Raw genomic sequence first — 17716 nt, 5'->3', positions numbered from 1 at the left:
CGGTTTCTTATGCTGAAGATGATGATCGTTGCCGTTGTCGGCTTGCTGGTGGCGGCTTTGGCCACCAATCCCGACGAGATTGCCCACAGCCGGGCCATGGTGCAGCACGTCAAGACCAAATGCGCCGACAACACCATGGCGCGGGCGTTGTGCGGCGGCGTCGCCTCGCTGGCGACCATGGGCGTGGTCTACGAGGACCACATCCTCTATTCCTCGGCCCGGATGGGCGAGATCGAGACGCTTGGTGTGTTCGGCAAAGTGATGGTGGTCGACGAATAGCCGACTGCCCGACGCCGGGCCCAGGCATGGCCGGCCAACAGCAACGGCGCCCCCAGCATCACGATTGCGGCGGCGGCCAGCAACGCCAGGCTCCAGCCGCCCTCGGCGGCCAGCCGGGCGCCCAGAACCGGGCCGATGATCTGGCCGATGCCGAATGCCGCCGTCAGAAAACCCATGACGCGGGCGGCGCCGGAAGGGTTGAGCACGCGCCCGAACGCCAGGCTCATGCCGACGATGCCCAGGAAGGTGCCGCCATACAGCGCGGCGCCGGCCAACACCGCCGCCGGATGGTTGGACAGCGCCGGCAACGCCACGCCTGCCGCCTGGATCAGGTGGGCGGCCACCAGCACTCTTAAATGACCATGGCGTTCCGCCAGGAACGACCACAGGACGGTGGAGGGCAGCGCCGCCAGCCCGACCAGCGTCCACGCCAGATTGGCGGTGTCGGCGATGTCGGGGGTGGCGCGCACCACCGCCACCAGGAAGGTGCCGGTGACGATGTAGCCCAGTCCTTCGCAGAAATAGGCGGCGGCCAACAGGCTCATGGGGAAAGCGGAGGTCCGGGCGGTTGGCGCGGTGGCGCTTGCCGGGACGTGCGGATGGGCGGCGGCCAGGATCGGCCATGCCGCCAGCGCCGCGCCCAGTCCCAGCGCGGCGGTGACCAGCCAGCCGGCATCGGCGCCAAAGCTGTCCACGGTCCAGCCGACCACCAACCCGGCCAGCACGATGCCGGCGCCGACGCCGCCGAAATGCAGGCCGCTCCAGCGGGCGTGGCCGGCGGCGGCCAACAGCGGGATCACCAGGGCGGTCGCCAGCACGAAAATCCAGGCCGAAGCCACACCGGCGACCAGCCGCAACAGGTTCCACACCGCCGGCGAGGCGGTGGCCGGCATCAGCGCCAAACTGGTGACCAGCAGGATCAGGCCCAGGAACAGCAGACGGTGACGGGTGGAATCGTCGCGTACCGTTCCGGCCCACAGCGCGCCGACCAGATAGCCGACATTGTTGCTGGCCGCCAGCCAACCGCTGCCTTGGGCATCGAAACCATATTCGGCCTGCATTACCGGCAAGATGGGGGTAAAGGCGAAGCGGCCCAATCCCACGGCGACCGCCAGGGCCAGCATTCCACCCAACAAAAGCCGTCCGCTGTGGGGTGCCATGTTACCTCCCGCAATTATGCTTTTTTCCCAAGATGGGGGGCGGCTTGCTTCTCTTCCAGCGAATAATTATGCTCTAACCGTTCTGCATAGGAGAACGCGGCCATGGATGTCGCCGGTCTGCGCCTGTTCCGCGCCGTGGCCCGCACCGGTTCGGTGGGGGCGGCGGCGGAACTGGTCCATTCGGTTCCGTCGAACGTTTCCGCCCGCGTGCGCAAGCTCGAGGACGATCTGGGAGCGGCCTTGTTCGTGCGCGAACCGCGCGGCATGCGCCTGACGGCGGCCGGGGACGTGTTGCTGGATTACGCCGAACGCATCCTGGCGCTGACCGACGCTGCCCGCGAAGCGGTGCGCGAGATGGTCGGCGAAGGCGGCGAGTTGCGGCTGGGGGCCATGGAATCCACCGCCGCCGCCCGGTTGCCGCCGCTTCTGACGGAATACCACCGCCGTTATCCCAAGGTGGCGCTGTGCCTGTCCACCGGCACGACCGACTTGCAGCTTCAGGCGGTGCTCGACCGTCAGGTGGACCTTGCTTTCCTGGGCGGGCCGGTGTTTCACGAACGGGTGGTCGGTGCTCCGGTTTTTGTCGAGGAACTGGTGCTGGCGGTGCCGGCGGACATCTCCTCGGTGGAAGAGGCCAACACCCATTCCATGCTGGTGTTCCGCGCCGGCTGCGCCTATCGCGTCCACACCGAGGCGTGGATGCGGCGCACCGGCCATCCGCCGCGCCGGGTGATGGAGTTCGGCACCCTGGATGGTTTGCTGGGTTGTGTCGCCGCCGGCATGGGGATCAGCCTGTTGCCGCGGAGTGTGGTGGAGCGGCCGCAACTGGCCGGTCAGATCCGCGCCCTGCCCATCGACGGGGTGCAGGTGGAAACCTGGCTGGTTCAGCACAAGGACGCGGTCGAGACTGGTGCTGTGCGGGCCTTCAAACAGATGTTGAGCGAACAATGACGGGGGAGACGGCCATGGACGACGCGGGCTTCATGCATCTGGCCTTTGAACAGGCGCAAAAAAGCTATGACGAAGGCGGGTTGCCCATCGGCGCGGTGATGGTCGAGGACGGCCAGGTGGTGGCTGCCGGCCACAACCGGCGCGTCCAGGATGGCGACCCGGTGGCGCATGGCGAGATGGATTGCATCCGCAGGGCCGGTCGCCGGCCGCGCTATGACCGCGTCACCCTCTATACCACCCTGAGCCCATGCATGATGTGCGCCGGCACCATCGTTCAGTTCGGTATCGGCCGGGTGGTGGTGGGCGAAGACCGCAACTTCGCCGGCAACGCCGAGTTCCTGCGGTCGCGCGGGATCGAGGTGGCGGTGCTGGACTCGGCCGAATGTGTCGAGTTGATGGCCCGTTTCATCGCCGAACATCCCCGATTGTGGGACGAGGACATCGCCGGCAAGGATGGCTGAGATCCGGTGCTTGGCAACCCCTGTCGCCGCATGACTGTTCCGGTGGTGGTTGCGCTGGCGTTGTGCGTTATTCGGGCTTACCCTTGGCGGATAACGAAGACCGGGGTGGAGATTTGCCATGCGCGACGCCTCGTCACCGCCCACCAAGGTTCTGATGGTGGAGGACAATCCGGGCGACGCCCGGCTGGTTCAGGTTCTTCTGGCCGAGGTCGGCGGCTTCGACATCGCCTGGAAACAGGACATGCGCGAGGCCGGGGACTGGTTGGCCGACAATTCCCCCGACGCGGTGTTGCTGGATCTTTCCCTGCCTGATTCGCACGGCGTGGCGACCATCGACGCCATGCGCCGTATTGGTCCAGACCTTCCGGTCATCGTCTTCACCGGCCTGTCGGACGAGGCGGTGGGCATGGCGGCGGTCAAGCGCGGTTGCCAGGATTATCTGGTCAAGGGCCAGGGCGACGGCCAACTGATCGCCCGCACCATCGCCTATGCCGTCGAACGTAAGTCGATCGAGCGCGAGCGGGCGCAATCGGCCGAACGCATGAAACGGGTGCTGTTGCAGACGGTCAAGGCAGTGTCGTTGACGCTTGAGATGCGCGACCCCTACACCGCCGGCCATCAGCGCCGGGTGGCGCAACTGGCCACCGCCATCGGCGAGCGGCTGGGATTCGATCCCGACCGGCTTGAAGGGTTGCACACCGGGGCGCTGATCCACGACCTTGGCAAGATCAACGTGCCGTCGGATTTCCTGTCGCGGCCGGGCAAGCTGTCGGACGCCGCTTTCGGCGTGATCAAGTCGCATCCCGACGTGGGGGCGGAAATCGTCGATGGCATCGACTTCCCCTGGCCGGTGTCCACCATGATCCGCCAACATCACGAACGTCTGGACGGCAGCGGTTATCCCGATGGCTTGCGGGGCGATGCCATTATCTTGGAAGCGCGTATCCTGGCGGTCGCCGACGTGGTCGAGGCCATCAGCAGCCATCGCCCCTATCGCCCGTCCCTGGGTCTAGACGCCGCGCTCAAGGAAATCCAGTCCAAGTCGGGCAGCCATTATGACCCGGCGGTGGTCGAGGCCTGTCTGGGGGTCATCCACGACAACGGTAACGCGGTGTTCCGCGACGACCACGATTTGCCGCTGGTGACCTGACGCCGGAAGGAAAAAGGCGCCCCTTGCAAGGGGGCGCCTTTTTGACGGTCAGGCCATGTCCTGGCCGTTGATGGCCTTGTCCAACAGGGCGACGGTGTTGGCGACGCCGTACAGCTTGATGAAGCTGCCCATGCGCGGCCCCTGATCCTGGCCCAGCAGCACTTCGTAACAGGCCTTGAACCACGCCTTGAGCTCGGGGAAGGCGTCGCGCTTGCCGATCTCATAGACGGCGGTCTGTAGGTCCTCGGCCGAGGAATCGGCGCCCATGGCTTCCAGCTTGGCCCTGAGGTCGGCGAAGGCGTGGGCTTCGTCGGGCGTGGCCTTGCGGTACTTCTTGGCCGGCTTGACGAAATCGGCGTAATAGGCGATCGCCCCTTCCACCAGCTTGTCGAGGATCGGCGCGGTCTCGGGGCTGGCACCCGGCGCATAGCGCTGGATGAAGCCCCACAGAACCGCCTTGTCCTCGGCGTTGCACACGCTGGCCAGGTTCAACAGGATGCTGAACGACAGGTGCGCCTCTTCCTTGGGCGGCTGGCCGTTGTGGATGTGCCAGGCCGGGTTGTCCAGCCGCTTGCCCGCCTCTTCGGTCTCGAACTTGCCCAAATACGTCAGGTAGTCGTCGACGCTGCGCGGGATCACGTCGAAATACAGCCGCTTGGCCGCCTTGGGCTTTTGGTACATGAACAGCGCCAAGCTGGCGTCGGGGGCGTATTTCAGCCAATCCTCGACCGCCAAGCCGTTGCCCTTGGACTTGCTGATCTTCTGGCCCTTGTCGTCAAGGAACAGTTCGTAGGTCAAGTTCATGGGCGGCTTGCCGCCCAGGATGCGGCAGATGCGGCCCGACAGCTCCACCGACGGGATCAGGTCCTTGCCGCTCATTTCGTAGTCGACGCCCAGCGCGTACCAGCGCATCGCCCAATCGGCCTTCCACTGCATCTTGCAATGGGCGCCGGTGACCGGGGTTTCGATCAGTTTGCCGTCTTCGCGCCTATAGACGATGGTGCCGGCCTTGACGTCCTTCTCGACCACCGGCACCTGCAACACGATGCCGGTTTCCGGGCAGACGGGCAGGAACGGCGAATAGGTGGCGCGGCGTTCCTCGCCCAGCGTCGGCAGGATGACGTTGATCACCTCGTCATAGCATTCGAGGATGCGCAGCTTGGCGGCGTCGAACTTGCCGGTCTTGTACCATTCGGTCGCCGACTGGAACTCGTACTCGAACCCGAAGGTATCGAGAAAGCTGCGCAGACGGGCGTTGTTATGGGCGCCGAAGCTGTCGTGGGTGCCGAACGGGTCGGGCACCTGGGTCAGCGGCTTGCCCAGATGCGGGCGCACGATCTCGGGGTTGGGGATGTTGTCGGGGACCTTGCGCAGGCCGTCCATGTCGTCGGAAAAGGCGAACAGCTTGCTCGGCAATTCCGGCGCCAGGACCTTGAGCGCGTTGCGGACCATGGTGGTGCGCGCCACCTCGCCGAAGGTGCCGATATGCGGCAGACCCGACGGGCCATAGCCGGTTTCGAACAGCACGAAGCCCTTGTCCGGGGTTTTGCCTTTCAACCGCTCGTCCAGCAGGGCCTTGGCTTCCTGGAACGGCCAGGCGGTGGCGTTGCGGGCGAGGTCGGAAAGGTCGGACATGATCAGGGTACTCTGACAATTAGGGAAAGAGCGGAACCCTAAGCCCGCAGGACGTTCAGGTCAATCATTCCACCGGTCACGTTGACAGGCGCGTCGCCGTGTCGCGACAGTGTGCCGACTATTATTGATTGAGGTCACCTATGCGTCGCATCGCCATTGTTATGCTGGGTTTGGGGGGCTTTCTGCTTGCCGGCTGCAAGTCCACCACGTTGTCCGAGACGTTCGTGGACCCGTCCTATCGGGTTCAGCCGAAATCCATGCTGGTGGCATATTACTTGCCGTACGATTCGGCGTTGCTGGACAACCAGCGGCTTGCCAATGCGGTGACCGTCGGGTTGGCGCGATGTGGCGTCCAGGCGCGGGTGGTCATGCGGGGCGGGGTATCCTTTGACGGTTTCCCGGCGGAATTCGCCAACAGCACCACTGCGGATGTGGATGCCATCCTGGTCCTGAGCGACGCTTCGAACAAAGGGGCGCGTCTCGCCGAGGCGTTCATGGGTGGCCGTCGGGGCGAGGCGGGCAACAACTATGCCGTCTCGTTGTTCGAACGCAAAGCCATGTCCCGCGTCTGGGGCAGCGAGATCAATGTGCATGGCAGCAATGGCTTGCAGATCTATACGACGGCGGAGAAAAGCGACAATTTCGCCCACGCCCTGCTGGATTACCTGGCGGCGGACGGTGTCGTATCATGCCCCAAGGCGGCGGGCTGATCGTCCAGGATCAGCAACAGGCTGTCCTCGGTGACCGAATCGGCGTTCCTGACCAGGACTTCGCGCACGGTGCCGGCGCAAGGCGCGGTCACCTCGATGGTGGTCTTGTTGGTTTCCACCTCGGCCAGCACGTCGTCTTCCTCGACCGTGTCGCCCGCCCGTACCAGCACGGCGGCGACGAACACGTCCAGTTTGTCGTCGGCGGTGAAACAGGCGCCGCAGGGTTCGGCGCATTCGGGGAACTTGGGAACGCGGATTTCGATCACGGTGGCACCGCCGTCAGGTCATGACCTGGATCATGCCCAAATCGGCGCCGGCCGCAACCACGGGTATTTTGTGGTCTTTCAGCAAAGATATTCCGACACCTCGACCAGATTGCCGTCGGGGTCGCGGAAATAGACCGAACGGATCGGGCCGGTGGCGCCGGTGCGGGCGACGGGGCCTTCCTCGATGGCGACGTCCTGGGCGGCAAGGTGGGTCATGACCGCATCCAGCGGAATTCCGGCGATCAGGCACAAATCGGCCGAGCCGGGCGTCGGGCGCGCCGCCTTGGGTTCGAATTCGCGTCCGGCCTGATGCAGGTTGATCTTTTGGGCGCCGAAGGTCAGCGCCTTGCGTCCCTGGCCGAAGGTCACCACCCCCATCCCCAGAACACGGGCATAGAAGTCGCAGGTGGCGGCCACGTCGGCCACCGTCAGGACCATGTGGTCGAGGCGCAGGATCTTCATGTTCTTGGTCCTCCCATGGTCAGGCCCTGGTTATTGGGCCCTGGCGATCAGAATCGCGCCGGTCGCCACCAGCATGATGCCGAAGGCGCGGCGCAAGGCCCGTTCGGAAAAAGTGTGGGCCAGGGCGACTCCGGCCGACACGGTGACGATTCCGCCCGCCGCCAGCGCCGCACCCAACGGCCAGTCGACGCTTTGATGGCGGGCATAACCCCACAGGGCGGCGCCGGCGCTGGGCGTCACCAGGGCCAGGGCGATACTTTGCGCCGCCCGCTGACCCAGGCCGAACAGACCGGTCAGGAACGGCGTCGCCACCAGACCGCCGCCGATGCCCAACAATCCCATGCTGCCGCCGCCGGCCAATCCCACCAGCGGCATCCATCGCGCCGACAGGCGGGGCCGCGCGTTCTCGGTCCTGGCCGGCCATTGTCCCAGGCCAAGAACCATCAGGAAGCCGGCGAACAGCAGACGCAGCAGTTCGGGGTCCAGGTCGTGGGCCAGATAGGCGGCGCCCCAGGTGGTCAGGGTCGCCACCGCCGCCACCGCCACGGTGCCGCCGCTCAGGCCGGTGGGATTGTGGCGGGTATAACGCCACCACGCCAACACCAGGTTGGGCACCATCATCACCAGCGCCGTTCCTTGGGCGGTGGCCTGTTCCATGCCGTATCCCAGCACCAGGATGGGAATGGCGATGATGCCGCCGCCGATGCCGAACACGCCGCCGAAAAAACCAAGGATCGCGCCGAGCGCCAGGGCGCCCAGCCAGGGAAACAGGATGTCCATCGCGGGTGTCGCCGAAAGTGGTCGTTCGATGACAGGATATTGTTGCCGAGAATCTGGTTAAATGCCGCTATGATCCAGTTACTCGTGCGTTTTACGCAATAGTATGTCGCCATGGAAAGCACTTCGGACCTTGCCTTTTTCGTCGCCTTGACGCGCCGTTCCACCCTGGCGGCGGCGGCCCAGGATCTTGGGGTCACCGCGCCCGCCGTCAGCCGGCGTCTGGCCGCGCTCGAGGCGCGTCTGGGGGTGCGGCTGCTCAATCGCACCACCCGTCGGCAAAGCCTGACCGCCGAGGGCGAGCGCTATCTTGAGGAAGGCCGACGCATCCTGGACGAGTTGGAGCAGTTGGAGCGCGAATTGACGGCGGGGGGCGCCGCGCCGCGCGGGCTGTTGCGGGTCAACGCCGGCTTCGGCTTCGGCCGCCGTCATCTGGCACCGACGCTGGCCGATTTCGCTCAGCTTTATCCAGAAGTCGAGGTGATCTTGCACCTTTCCGACAAGCCGCAGGATCTGGCGGCGGAAGGTGTCGACGTCAGCATCCGTTTCGGGCTGGGCACCGACACCGGCCAACTGACGCGCAAGATCGCCGCCAACCGTCGCTATTTGTGTGCCTCGCCGGCCTATTTGGCGCGGCATCCGCCACCCTTGGAACCGCGCGATCTGGCGGCCCATCAATGCATCGTCATCCGTGAATCGTTCGGCGCCTACAACATCTGGCAATTGGTCTCGGGCAACGCCCAGCAAAGCGTCAAGGTCGCCGGGCGTCTTGCCGTCAACCATGGCGAAATCGCCGTGGACTGGGCCTTGTCCGGTCACGGTATCGTGCTGCGGTCGCAATGGGATGTGGCGTCGTACCTGCGCAGCGGTGAACTGGTGCGGGTGCTGCCTGAATGGTCGGGCAGCGATTCCGACATCTACGCTGTCTATTTGCAGCGAGCCCACCTGTCGGCCAAGGTCCGGGTGTTCCTGGACTTCCTGGCCGAACGCTTCGCCGGACAGCGGCGGTCCGAAGAAGGGTGGTAGAAGCGAGGCCCTGTTGACAAAGGGGGTTCCCAAACGCGCGAGGACGTGACTCAACCCTGGTCTTTGCGGAGACCAGTGACATGCGCGGCGATCTGACGGACGAGGAATGGGGCATCATCGGGGTTCTGCTGCCCGCCGAGCGGGGGCGCGGCTGTCGCCCCGCCCATGACAACCGCCGTTCCATCAACGGCATGCTTTACGTGCTGCGGGTCGGCTGATCCCGCGACCGCCCTTCGATGTAGCCCGCCATGAAAAAATGCCCGAAGCCTACGCCTCGGGCATTCTCTCTCGGCTAAAGGGCGGTGTGAATCCGGTTTTCACACAGGCTCATATGGGGCCTTTTTTGTTTTAAATCCCTTTCAGCTTCGTGGCTGGCAGGTAATGGGCCAGCAACCATGAAACCTGGCTGGTCTCGACTGACAGGATGCTGGCGTCCAGCTTGAAGTTACGGCCGTCCGTCAGCGCGACCGAATACCAGGCATCCTCCCCCATACCGTCCGTGAACTGGACCTTGGCGATTTCCTCCCAGGTCACCGGAGAGCCAAAATCCCGCCAATAGAGTCCTTTGACGTCAATGCGCAGCACTTCGCCCCCACGAAACGCCTCGCGGACATAACGCCCGCCGCTCCACAGCGCAGAGAGCAGCACGGCAACAACGAACATCAGCGCAAGGTAGAGAAGCAGTCCTCCCCCCATGGCTTCGCTGAGCGTGCCCGCAACAATGGTCAGGACAATCGGTACGCCCAACAGATGGATGGTGGCCATCTTGATGGCACGCAAACGGCTGATTTCGACAGTAACGCTCTTTGCTATTCGCGTTATTTCTTCGGCGCGAGCGGGACGGACATCCTGCACTTCACCCTGGAAGATCAGGTGCAAACCGGCGAAAGGATGATTGCCGTCCAATACGACAGAATCGTCGCGGAGTTCGACCACCCGATAAAGCTCGCCCCCGCGTTCGACCATCTCACCCGGCTGGGGCGGGTTGGTGAACTGGTCAAAGCCAGCGACAACAACCTGTTCCGGGTCGTATTCCCCAAAGGCTTCCTTGGGCTCCAGACGCACCGAGACCTCGTCGCCAACGCTTTTGCCGTCCAGCGCACTCTCGATCCTGTCGAAAATATCATGATAGCCGCCGTGGAGATAGCTGACCGGTTCAGCGCCATCATCCACCACGGCGCCGTCCAAATCCGTCACCCGCTGGCGCAAGGTGACCACAACATCCTTGGCGATCTTCATCGCGCCCTGTCGGCAAAAGAACCGATGAGCACCAGCCCCACCAGCCAACATAATCCGCCAGCGCCCCGCACAATCTTCAACGCCGCCATCCCACCACCGATCACAACATTCTACATTCTTTGCATCGCCCAGTTCTTTACCACTATGGAACGCATGCGATTTCGCTCGCCGCCTGGAGACCCTGCTGGGGCTCATACCGTGCGAATACATCTGCAAAATCTGGGAAACGGAACCAAAGCGTTTCAGGCTTGATCCGCACCATCAAATGCCGGGGCTGAACATCTAGTGCAGTTCGGCCCTGATCTGCTGGCGCAGGGAATCGATGGGCACCATCTCGTCGCCCTTTTTCATGCGCCAGAAGGTCCAGCCGTTGCAGGCCGGGGCGTTCTGCACCAGGGCGCCGACCTTGTGGATCGATCCGCGATGGTCGGCGGTGACCAAGGTGCCGTCGGCGCGCACCTTGGCGGTCCATTTGGCCTTTTCACCGCCATACAGCACGGTGCCCGGCTCCAACAGGCCGCGTTCGATCACCGTGCCGAATGGGACGCGGGGTTCGGTGCGCTTGGACGGGGTCGCCAACAGCGACAAATCGGCCACCGGGCGAACCTTGGCGATGCGCTCCTTGGCGGCGGCGATGTAGTCGGGGTCGCGTTCCATGCCGATGAAATGGCGCCCCAGCTTCTTCGCCACGGCGCCGGTGGTGCCGGTGCCGAAGAACGGGTCGACCACCACGTCGCCCGGCTTGGTGGTCGCCATCAGCACACGGAACAACAACATCTCGGGCTTTTGCGTCGGATGGACCTTGGCTCCCTCGGCCCCCTTCAGACGCTCGGACCCGGTGCACAGCGGAATGGTCCAGTCGCTGCGCATCTGAAGGTCGTCGTTCAACGCCTTCATGGCGTCGTAGTTGAAGGTGTAACGGCTTTCCGCCGACTTGGCGCACCAGATCAGGGTCTCGTGCGCGTTGGTGAAGCGGGTACCTCGGAAATTGGGCATGGGGTTGGACTTGCGCCAGACGATGTCGTTCAGCATCCAAAAACCCAGGTCCTGAAGCGCCGCGCCGACCCGGAAGATGTTGTGATAGCTGCCGATCACCCACAGCGCGCCGTCGTCCTTGAGCACGCGGCGCGCGGCAGCCAGCCAGCGGCGGGTGAAGTCGTCGTATTCGCGGAAACTGTCGAAATGGTCCCAGGCGTCGTCGACGCCGTCCACCTTGCTGTTGTCCGGGCGCAAAAGCTCGCCGCCCAGTTGCAGGTTGTAGGGCGGGTCGGCGAAAACCAGGTCCACCGACTTGGCGGGCAAGGATTCCAGATGGGCGATGCAATCGCCCTCAAGGATGGTGTCGAGCGGCAGTTTCATGTCTCGCACTTTGAGTCAAATGCGAGACTTGGTCAAGAACCCGTTGGAATCACTGATTCTTTTTTTGAATCTGAGCGTGTCCGACACAAATTGCGCGGTTTTTCGCGGCGCTGGCCTACAACAGGTTGAGTTGGGCGATGGGGGCGAAGCTGGTGCGGTGGTGCGGTGTCGGCCCTTTTTCCCGCAGTGCCGCCATGTGGGCGGCGGTCCCGTAGCCGGCGTTCTTTTCCCAACCGTAGCCGGGAAACTGACGGGCAAGCTCGGCCATCAGGCGGTCGCGCCGCACCTTGGCGATCACCGACGCGGCGGCGATGGACAGCGACAAGCCATCGCCACCGACGACGCAGGTGAGGGGAACGCCCAGTGGCGGTGTCTGGTTGCCGTCCACCAGGACGTGGTCCACCGGCCGGCCCAAGGCGTCGAGCGCCCGACGCATGGCCAGGAAGGTGGCCTTCAGGATGTTGAGACGGTCGATCTCGGCGACGCTGGCTTCGCCGAAGCCGTGGACACAACTTTCCAGAACCAGTTCGGCCAGCGTCTCGCGCTTCTTGGCCGACAGCTTCTTGGAATCGTCCAGTTGTTCCGCCAGACGGGCCGGCAGGGTGGCGGGGTCGATGATCACGGCGGCGGCGACCACCGGTCCGGCCAACGGGCCGCGCCCCACTTCGTCGATGCCGGCGACCAAGCCGGCCAAACCGCGTTCCAGGGACAGGTCAGGCATCGGTGTCTTTGTCTCCGCTTTTGTGGAAGGGCAGCATCTTGCGGCGGCTTTTGGCCAGAACGCCGACGACGGCCGAAGCCTCGCGCCCGTAAAGCGCGGCCAACAGACCGCGCAGGTTGGTGTCGGCCACATGGCTCAGCCGGCGCATGGTGAACAGCCAGAACGGCGACAACACCAGCGACAGCACGGTCACCGCCACCACCAGCCGGGTCTCGGTGGCGGTGATCAGGCGTCCGGCCTTGCCCACCTCGGCCAGCAGGAAGCTGAACTCGCCCACCTGGGCCAGGGCGACGCCGGCGAAGGTGGCGTTGCGCCAGTCCTGGCCCAACAGGCGCAGGGCCGCGACGTTCAGTATGGTCTTGAACAAGGTGACCATCAGCAACAGGGTCAGGACGTGCCCCAGGTTCTTCCAGATGAAGGTGAAGTCCAGCAGCAACCCGATGGACAGGAAGAACACCATCAGCAATACCGCCTGCACCGGTGCCGCATGGCGCAGCACGGTTTCGCGCTGGGGCGAGTTGCCGATCATCACCCCGGCCAGGAAGGCGCCATAGGCCGGCGACAAATCCATCAGACCCGACAAGGTGGCTGCGCCGAAACACCAGGCCAGGGCCGCCAGCGGCCCCAATTCGGGCGAGCGGGCCAGGCGCTCGGTGATGGGAAGCCGCAGTTTCTGGCGCAGCAGCAACCAGAACAGCACCACCAGGAACACCACCGAGAACACCACCTTGATGATGTCGAGCGGCACGATGCCCTTGCGCTCAAGTCCCCCCAGGAACAGCATCATGGGCACCACCGCCATGTCCTGGGCGATCAGGATGCCGATGATGGTGCGCCCGACCGGCTTGTCCAACTGGCCGGCGCTTTCCAGCATCTTGATCACCACGGCGGTGGACGACACCGCCACGGCGAACCCCAGCACCATGGACAGGCCGAAACTCCAGCCCAGGAACTGACGCAGCAAAAGTGCTGTGCCCACCGACCCGGCGATCTGGATGACGGTGGTGAACAGCGCCACCCGCCATCCCTGGACAAAGCGGCGCAAATCCAGTTCGACGCCGATCACGAACAGCAGCATCAGCACCCCGAACTCTGCCAGGGTGCCGATGGCGTCGCGGTTGGACACCAGCGCGAAACCGCCCGGTCCCAGCACCACGCCGGCCAGGATGTAGCCGACGATGGCCGGTTGCCGGAAGCGGGTCATGACCACGCCGCACAGCAAGGCGACCAGGGCGACCAGGGCGGCGGCGGTAAGTTGGGTGTTGTGGACTTCCATGGTGGCCGAGGTTTAACACGCTTCCGATGGCGGGTTTAGGTGCAAGTGGTGGCGAGATTGTGACGGCGGGCGCATCCTGAGGTAAGATACAGTCCGAGGTGAGACGGGGAAAACACAGGGAGGGGGCATGGACATCCGAGGATGGGCCGTCGCTTTATGCGTCACGGCGTTCGCCTTTCCCGCCTCGGCCGCCGAGATCAGGGTCCTCGCCTGGTCGTCCTACCTTTCGCCCGAGGTGGTGGAGCGTTTCGAGAAGGAAACCGGCGTCCGGGTCCAGGTCGATACCGTCACCGGCTATGCCGAACTGATGCGGCCGCTGGAAACCGGGGCATCCGGCTATGACATCGCGGTGCCGGCCGATTTCCAGTTGCGTGAACTGGTGGACCGCCGGCTGTTGGAACGGGTGCAGGTGGACCGTCTGCCCAATTTCTGGAACGTCGAGGATCTGTGGCGTTCGCGCTCGCTTGATCCGCGCAACGAATATGCCGTGCCCCATGCCTGGGGAACCACCGCCTTCGTCGTCGACACCACGGTCTACAAGGGTGACCCCGACAGCCTGAAACTGCTGTTCGACCCGCCGCCGGAAATCGCCGGCCGCATTCTGCTGCTCGACAGCGGTTACGACATGATCCAACTGGCCCTGGTCTGGCTGAACCTGCCGCGGTGTTCGACCCGGCCCGAGCACATGGTCCGGGCCGAGGAAGTGCTGGTGCCCATGCTGCGCCGCTATCCCATCGCGACCATCGACACCATCGTCGACGAACTGGCCTCGGGCCAGTATGCGCTGGGGGTGGCGTGGAACGGCGACGCGCTCAAGGCCCGGCAAAAGCGACCCAGCCTGCGTTACGCCTATCCGCGCGAGGGATCGTTGGTGTGGACCGACGTCCTGGTCGTGCCGAAGGGGGCGCCTAACCGGGTCGACGCCCTGCGCTTCCTGTCGTTCATGATGCGCCCCGAGATCGCCGCCCTGGAAAGCAACTACAACGGCTACGCCAACATGGTGCGCGGGTCGGAACAACACATGGATGCCGAACTGGCTTCGGCTCCCGAGATCGTCACGCCGCTGTCGTCGTCGCTGGATTTCTTCACCTATTGCGACAACGCCGCCGAGTCGCGCCAGGAAGCCCTGTGGACGGCGCTGCGCGAGAAACTGGGGAAATAGCGTTTCCCCAGTTTCCTGGCCAATTGCTCAGCCCTTGTTCCATCGCACCGTGACGGAATCCAGTTCGGCCGAGTTGGGGCCGACGCCGATGACGAATTTCCCCGCTTCCCACACCCGGCGCAATTGGGCGTCGTGGAACTCCAGGTCGCGGGTGGTCAAGGCAAAGGATACCGTCCGGGACTGACCGGGCTCTAGCCACACCTTCTCGAATCCTCGCAATTGTTTTCCCGGCCGCACCTGGCTGGCGACCGGATCGGTCAGGTACAATTGCACCACCTCGGCCCCGGCGCGCCGGCCGGTATTGGTGACGTTGACCGACACGGTCAAGCGATCGTCGGGACCAAGCTCGGTCTTGTCCACGCCCACCGGGCCATAGGCGAAGCTGGTGGTGCCCAGACCGAAGCCGAACGGAAACAGCGGTTGGGACGACCCGTCCAGATAGCAGCGGGTGGTGTACTTCCCCGGATCCTCGGCCGGGTTGCCGGGGCGTCCGGTGGTGGCGCGGTCATAGGACAGCGGCACTTGGCCCACATGGCGTGGCCACGAGGTGGTAAGACGGCCACAAGGCGCACGCTCGCCGAACAAAAGATCGGCGATGGCGTTGCCGGCCTCGGACCCGCCGAACCACGACACCAGGATGGCCGGAACGTGTTCAGCCTCCCACGGCAAGGTCAGCGGCCGGCCGTTCATGGTCACCAACACCACCGGCTTGCCGGTGGCGACCAGGGCCTTCAACAGGTCGCGCTGATTCTCGGGGATGCCGATGTCCATGCGCGAGGCGGCTTCGCCCGACATCTCGGCCGCTTCGCCCAGCACCGCCACCACCACGTCGGCGGCGGCGGCGGCCGCCACCGCCTCGGCCACCATGGCTTCTGGGGGACGCGGGTCCAACTCTACCTTGGTGCCGGCGAAGTTCAGCAACTCGACCATGCGGCGGTCTTCGGTGAAGTTGGCGCCCTTGGCGTGGGTGACCGCGACGCCTTGGGCGCGGATGCCGTCCAGCACGCTGACCGCCTCGGCCGGGTCGCCCTGGAATGCCCATGGCCCCAGGATGTTCTTATGGTCGTCGGCCAGCGGACCGATGACCGCGACGGTGCCGGTGCGGGCCAGCGGCAACAGTTCGCCCGCGTTCTTCAGCAGCACACAGCAATCGGCGGCCGCCGCGCGGGCGGCGGCACGGTTCTCGGGGGTCTTGAGGTCGCGGGCCACGCGGGTTTCGTCGAAACGGGCGAAGGGGTCGGCGAACAGGCCCAGCTTGTACTTGGTCTCAAGCACCGCGCGGCAGGCGTCATCCACCTGTTCCATGGTCACGCGGCCGGCGGCCAGCGCACCTTCCAGGCGGCTGATGTAGCCCTTGCCCATCATGTCCATCTGCACTCCGGCGCGCAGCGCCCGTTCGGACAGGGTCTGAAGGGGATCGGCCTCATCGATCGCGCCGGTTTCGTCCCCCAGGCCGTGGGCGATCATCTCGGGGATGCCGTCGAAATCCGACACCTTGAGCACGCCGTCGAGGAATTTTCCCAGCAGGTCGGCATCGGCGTGCGATGGCATGGCGTTGACCGCCGAGAACGACATCATGGCCGACGCGGCACCCGCCGCCACCGCCGCCTGGAATGGCGGCAGGTAAACGTCGTACAGGCGTTGCGGGCTCATGTCGGCGTTGTTGTAGTCGCGTCCGCCCTCGGGGGCGCCATAGGCGACGAAATGTTTGACGCAGGCCATGACGCTTTGCGGATCGGACAGGGCGTCGCCTTGAAGGCCGTGCACCATGGCCTCGGCGATGCGCGATCCCAGATAGGGGTCTTCGCCCGAACCCTCGGCGATGCGGCCCCAGCGCGGATCGCGGCCGATGTCGACCATGGGCGAGAACACCCAGTTGACGCCGCTGGCGCTGGCTTCGCGCGCGGCGGTACGCGCCGCGGTCTCCACATGCCGCATGTCCCAACTGCACGACAGGCCCAGCGGGATGGGAAACACCGTCTGGTGGCCGTGGATGACGTCATAGCCGAACAGCAACGGGATGCCGAGACGGGTCTCGGTGACAGCGATTTCCTGGACCGCGCGCAAACCGGCGGGGCCGTTGACGCCGAAGCTGCATGGAAACAACCCGCCCAGCATGCCGCCGACCCGGCCGGCGCGGATTTCGTCGGCGCGCTCCTGCTCGATCGGGATGTTGGTGGTGACGAGGTTCAGTTGGCCCAGCTTTTCCCCAAGCGTCATCCTGGACATCAAGCCATCGACGAACGCCGCCATGCGCGGATCGTGGGAGGGGGTCTTGTCGCTCATCATCGTCGTTCCCTGTTGCGATGATTCAGCCTAATCCAACAAATGCCGGCCCGATAGTCCCCGCCCTGAGCCAAGGGTCGCAAAGTTGGGACGGATTTCCTGACGGGGCTGCGTTTCAACGGGCGAACGACGTTGCCTCAATGGGTTGGCTCGTCCACAATGGCCGCCGGCCTGGCGAGTTGGGCAACGGCACCTTGATGTTTCTGAGGAACAGAAACCGGGCTGGAATGGTGGCCATTTCTGCGGTGCGGGTTTCGACCGTGCCGTTGATGCGCTGGCTTGCCCTGCTGCTGCTGTTCAACGTGGTGGCCGCCGGCGTCTTGCCGGGGGTGGCCAATGCACGGCAAATCTCCACGCTTGATTCCGCCGGTTCCGTGGTGGTGTGTACCGCCGCGGGCATGGTCGTCCTTGACCTTGACGGCCAATCGCAAGGGACGGCAGCCGGTGACACCCGTGTCTGCGCCCTGTGTCTGCCCTTGATGCATGTGGGCGCGGCCTTGTCCGCGCCGACGGCGATGGCGGTTCTTCCCCAACCGCTGCCGTTGTCTCCGACCATGGCCTGGCCGGATAGCCACGGTGGCACGTCCAGTTAGCTAACTGGATGCGCCTCTGCACATTTGGCGGACGGACACACGCGAACGGCTACGGGCCGTTGGTTTTGCCACACCTATGCCACATGGAACGCCGTTCGCGCGCCGATGCCACACGGGCCAATCCGCTGAAACCCGCAGAAAAGAAGAGGCCCCGGCTTACGCCAGGGCCTAAGTCAAACAGGGAGGCTTCACGTCTAGGAGAC

General features: G+C 64.8%; 19 protein-coding genes. 9 read left to right on the top strand and 10 right to left on the bottom strand.

All coding sequences use genetic code 11. From position 1 onward, the window contains the following. Positions 1-9: 9 nt before the first annotated feature. A complete protein-coding gene (locus G4223_RS14490; RefSeq protein WP_163681210.1) occupies positions 10-279 on the top strand; it encodes a hypothetical protein in 270 nt (89 codons plus the stop codon). On the opposite strand, the gene G4223_RS14485 is transcribed toward G4223_RS14490, so the two are convergent. Beyond that, complete coding sequence (locus tag G4223_RS14485; protein WP_163681207.1) at positions 207-1439, bottom strand: YbfB/YjiJ family MFS transporter; 1233 nt, start codon at positions 1437-1439, stop codon at positions 207-209. The two genes, G4223_RS14490 and G4223_RS14485, sit on opposite strands and share 73 nt — an antisense overlap. A gap of 102 nt (positions 1440-1541) precedes the next feature. Here G4223_RS14485 and G4223_RS14480 point away from each other — a divergent pair, with 102 nt between their 5' ends. The 3 genes from G4223_RS14480 to G4223_RS14470 all read left to right on the top strand — a co-directional run bounded on the left by G4223_RS14480 (position 1542) and on the right by G4223_RS14470 (position 4001). Then, the gene (locus G4223_RS14480) at positions 1542-2390 is read left to right on the top strand and encodes a LysR family transcriptional regulator (RefSeq protein ID WP_163681205.1); all 849 of its coding nucleotides are present in this window, start codon (positions 1542-1544) and stop codon (positions 2388-2390) included. A 14-nt stretch (positions 2391-2404) separates the two neighbouring features. After that, positions 2405-2851 carry a nucleoside deaminase gene (locus G4223_RS14475; RefSeq protein ID WP_163681203.1) on the top strand — a complete coding sequence of 149 codons (447 nt, stop codon included), beginning with the start codon at positions 2405-2407 and terminating at the stop codon, positions 2849-2851. 118 nt (positions 2852-2969) lie between these two features. Beyond that, positions 2970-4001 carry a response regulator gene (locus tag G4223_RS14470; RefSeq protein ID WP_163681200.1) on the top strand — a complete coding sequence of 344 codons (1032 nt, stop codon included), beginning with the start codon at positions 2970-2972 and terminating at the stop codon, positions 3999-4001. A 48-nt stretch (positions 4002-4049) separates the two neighbouring features. Here the strand turns inward: G4223_RS14470 and G4223_RS14465 are convergent, their stop codons facing one another. Beyond that, on the bottom strand, positions 4050-5636 hold the full coding sequence (locus G4223_RS14465) for a lysine--tRNA ligase (protein ID WP_163681198.1): 1587 nt from the start codon (positions 5634-5636) through the stop codon (positions 4050-4052). Positions 5637-5776: 140 nt separating this feature from the next. Here G4223_RS14465 and G4223_RS14460 point away from each other — a divergent pair, with 140 nt between their 5' ends. Beyond that, positions 5777-6346 carry a hypothetical protein gene (locus tag G4223_RS14460; RefSeq protein ID WP_163681195.1) on the top strand — a complete coding sequence of 190 codons (570 nt, stop codon included), beginning with the start codon at positions 5777-5779 and terminating at the stop codon, positions 6344-6346. Here G4223_RS14460 and G4223_RS14455 read toward each other — a convergent pair. The 3 genes from G4223_RS14455 to G4223_RS14445 form a co-directional block, all read right to left on the bottom strand. Beyond that, a complete protein-coding gene (locus tag G4223_RS14455; protein ID WP_163681192.1) occupies positions 6298-6612 on the bottom strand; it encodes a biotin/lipoyl-containing protein in 315 nt (104 codons plus the stop codon). The genes G4223_RS14460 and G4223_RS14455 overlap by 49 nt on opposite strands. Positions 6613-6690: 78 nt before the next feature. After that, positions 6691-7074, bottom strand: a complete 384-nt coding sequence (locus G4223_RS14450; RefSeq protein ID WP_163681189.1) for a VOC family protein — start codon at positions 7072-7074, stop codon at positions 6691-6693. Between the two features lie 30 nt (positions 7075-7104). After that, on the bottom strand, positions 7105-7854 hold the full coding sequence (locus G4223_RS14445) for a sulfite exporter TauE/SafE family protein (RefSeq protein WP_163681184.1): 750 nt from the start codon (positions 7852-7854) through the stop codon (positions 7105-7107). Between the two features lie 111 nt (positions 7855-7965). Between G4223_RS14445 and G4223_RS14440 the strand changes: the two genes are divergently transcribed. Continuing rightward, a complete protein-coding gene (locus G4223_RS14440; RefSeq protein WP_163681181.1) occupies positions 7966-8877 on the top strand; it encodes a LysR family transcriptional regulator in 912 nt (303 codons plus the stop codon). Positions 8878-8957: 80 nt separating this feature from the next. Then, the gene (locus G4223_RS14435) at positions 8958-9095 is read left to right on the top strand and encodes a transposase (RefSeq protein WP_205762520.1); all 138 of its coding nucleotides are present in this window, start codon (positions 8958-8960) and stop codon (positions 9093-9095) included. A 130-nt stretch (positions 9096-9225) separates the two neighbouring features. Here the strand turns inward: G4223_RS14435 and G4223_RS19765 are convergent, their stop codons facing one another. The 4 genes from G4223_RS19765 to magA form a co-directional block, all read right to left on the bottom strand. Next, a complete protein-coding gene (locus G4223_RS19765; RefSeq protein WP_205762519.1) occupies positions 9226-10116 on the bottom strand; it encodes an FKBP-type peptidyl-prolyl cis-trans isomerase in 891 nt (296 codons plus the stop codon). Between the two features lie 282 nt (positions 10117-10398). Further along, on the bottom strand, positions 10399-11475 hold the full coding sequence (locus G4223_RS14425; protein WP_163681178.1) for a site-specific DNA-methyltransferase: 1077 nt from the start codon (positions 11473-11475) through the stop codon (positions 10399-10401). A gap of 115 nt (positions 11476-11590) precedes the next feature. Then, positions 11591-12196, bottom strand: coding sequence for a ribonuclease HII (locus tag G4223_RS14420; RefSeq protein ID WP_163681175.1), 606 nt, complete (start codon positions 12194-12196; stop codon positions 11591-11593). After that, complete coding sequence (gene magA / locus G4223_RS14415) at positions 12189-13472, bottom strand: iron transporter MagA (RefSeq protein ID WP_163681172.1); 1284 nt, start codon at positions 13470-13472, stop codon at positions 12189-12191. The genes G4223_RS14420 and magA overlap by 8 nt, the downstream gene beginning before the upstream one ends. 127 nt (positions 13473-13599) lie before the next feature. Here magA and G4223_RS14410 point away from each other — a divergent pair, with 127 nt between their 5' ends. Further along, positions 13600-14634 (top strand): extracellular solute-binding protein, encoded by a 1035-nt coding sequence (locus tag G4223_RS14410; protein ID WP_163681169.1) that lies wholly within the window; start codon positions 13600-13602, stop codon positions 14632-14634. 27 nt (positions 14635-14661) lie between these two features. On the opposite strand, the gene bglX is transcribed toward G4223_RS14410, so the two are convergent. Continuing rightward, positions 14662-16920: a beta-glucosidase BglX gene (gene bglX / locus G4223_RS14405; protein ID WP_241004124.1), complete on the bottom strand. Its 2259-nt coding sequence runs from the start codon at positions 16918-16920 to the stop codon at positions 14662-14664. 227 nt (positions 16921-17147) lie between these two features. Here bglX and G4223_RS14400 point away from each other — a divergent pair, with 227 nt between their 5' ends. Continuing rightward, a complete protein-coding gene (locus G4223_RS14400; protein ID WP_163681165.1) occupies positions 17148-17513 on the top strand; it encodes a DUF2946 family protein in 366 nt (121 codons plus the stop codon). Positions 17514-17716: the final 203 nt, after the last annotated feature.

Origin of the sequence: Magnetospirillum aberrantis SpK (assembly GCF_011022235.1) — a bacterium.
Lineage (GTDB): Bacteria > Pseudomonadota > Alphaproteobacteria > Rhodospirillales > Magnetospirillaceae > Magnetospirillum > Magnetospirillum aberrantis.
The sequence above is the reverse complement of the archived record's forward strand: the minus strand, read 5'-3'. Positions and strand labels throughout refer to the sequence as shown.

Excerpts from the sequence above, each read along its gene's own strand:
- G4223_RS14475 (WP_163681203.1), top strand. The coding sequence starts at position 2,405 with ATGGACGACGCGGGCTTCATGCATCTGGCCTTTGAACAGGCGCAAAAA.
- G4223_RS14445 (WP_163681184.1), bottom strand. The coding sequence starts at position 7,854 with ATGGACATCCTGTTTCCCTGGCTGGGCGCCCTGGCGCTCGGCGCGATC.
- G4223_RS14400 (WP_163681165.1), top strand. The coding sequence starts at position 17,148 with ATGGTGGCCATTTCTGCGGTGCGGGTTTCGACCGTGCCGTTGATGCGC.
- G4223_RS14485 (WP_163681207.1), bottom strand. The coding sequence starts at position 1,439 with ATGGCACCCCACAGCGGACGGCTTTTGTTGGGTGGAATGCTGGCCCTG.
- G4223_RS19765 (WP_205762519.1), bottom strand. The coding sequence starts at position 10,116 with ATGAAGATCGCCAAGGATGTTGTGGTCACCTTGCGCCAGCGGGTGACG.
- G4223_RS14450 (WP_163681189.1), bottom strand. The coding sequence starts at position 7,074 with ATGAAGATCCTGCGCCTCGACCACATGGTCCTGACGGTGGCCGACGTG.
- G4223_RS14435 (WP_205762520.1), top strand. The coding sequence starts at position 8,958 with ATGCGCGGCGATCTGACGGACGAGGAATGGGGCATCATCGGGGTTCTG.
- G4223_RS14480 (WP_163681205.1), top strand. The coding sequence starts at position 1,542 with ATGGATGTCGCCGGTCTGCGCCTGTTCCGCGCCGTGGCCCGCACCGGT.
- G4223_RS14440 (WP_163681181.1), top strand. The coding sequence starts at position 7,966 with ATGGAAAGCACTTCGGACCTTGCCTTTTTCGTCGCCTTGACGCGCCGT.
- G4223_RS14425 (WP_163681178.1), bottom strand. The coding sequence starts at position 11,475 with ATGAAACTGCCGCTCGACACCATCCTTGAGGGCGATTGCATCGCCCAT.
- G4223_RS14420 (WP_163681175.1), bottom strand. The coding sequence starts at position 12,196 with ATGCCTGACCTGTCCCTGGAACGCGGTTTGGCCGGCTTGGTCGCCGGC.
- bglX (WP_241004124.1), bottom strand. The coding sequence starts at position 16,920 with ATGAGCGACAAGACCCCCTCCCACGATCCGCGCATGGCGGCGTTCGTC.
- G4223_RS14410 (WP_163681169.1), top strand. The coding sequence starts at position 13,600 with ATGGACATCCGAGGATGGGCCGTCGCTTTATGCGTCACGGCGTTCGCC.
- G4223_RS14490 (WP_163681210.1), top strand. The coding sequence starts at position 10 with ATGCTGAAGATGATGATCGTTGCCGTTGTCGGCTTGCTGGTGGCGGCT.
- G4223_RS14460 (WP_163681195.1), top strand. The coding sequence starts at position 5,777 with ATGCGTCGCATCGCCATTGTTATGCTGGGTTTGGGGGGCTTTCTGCTT.
- G4223_RS14465 (WP_163681198.1), bottom strand. The coding sequence starts at position 5,636 with ATGTCCGACCTTTCCGACCTCGCCCGCAACGCCACCGCCTGGCCGTTC.
- G4223_RS14470 (WP_163681200.1), top strand. The coding sequence starts at position 2,970 with ATGCGCGACGCCTCGTCACCGCCCACCAAGGTTCTGATGGTGGAGGAC.
- magA (WP_163681172.1), bottom strand. The coding sequence starts at position 13,472 with ATGGAAGTCCACAACACCCAACTTACCGCCGCCGCCCTGGTCGCCCTG.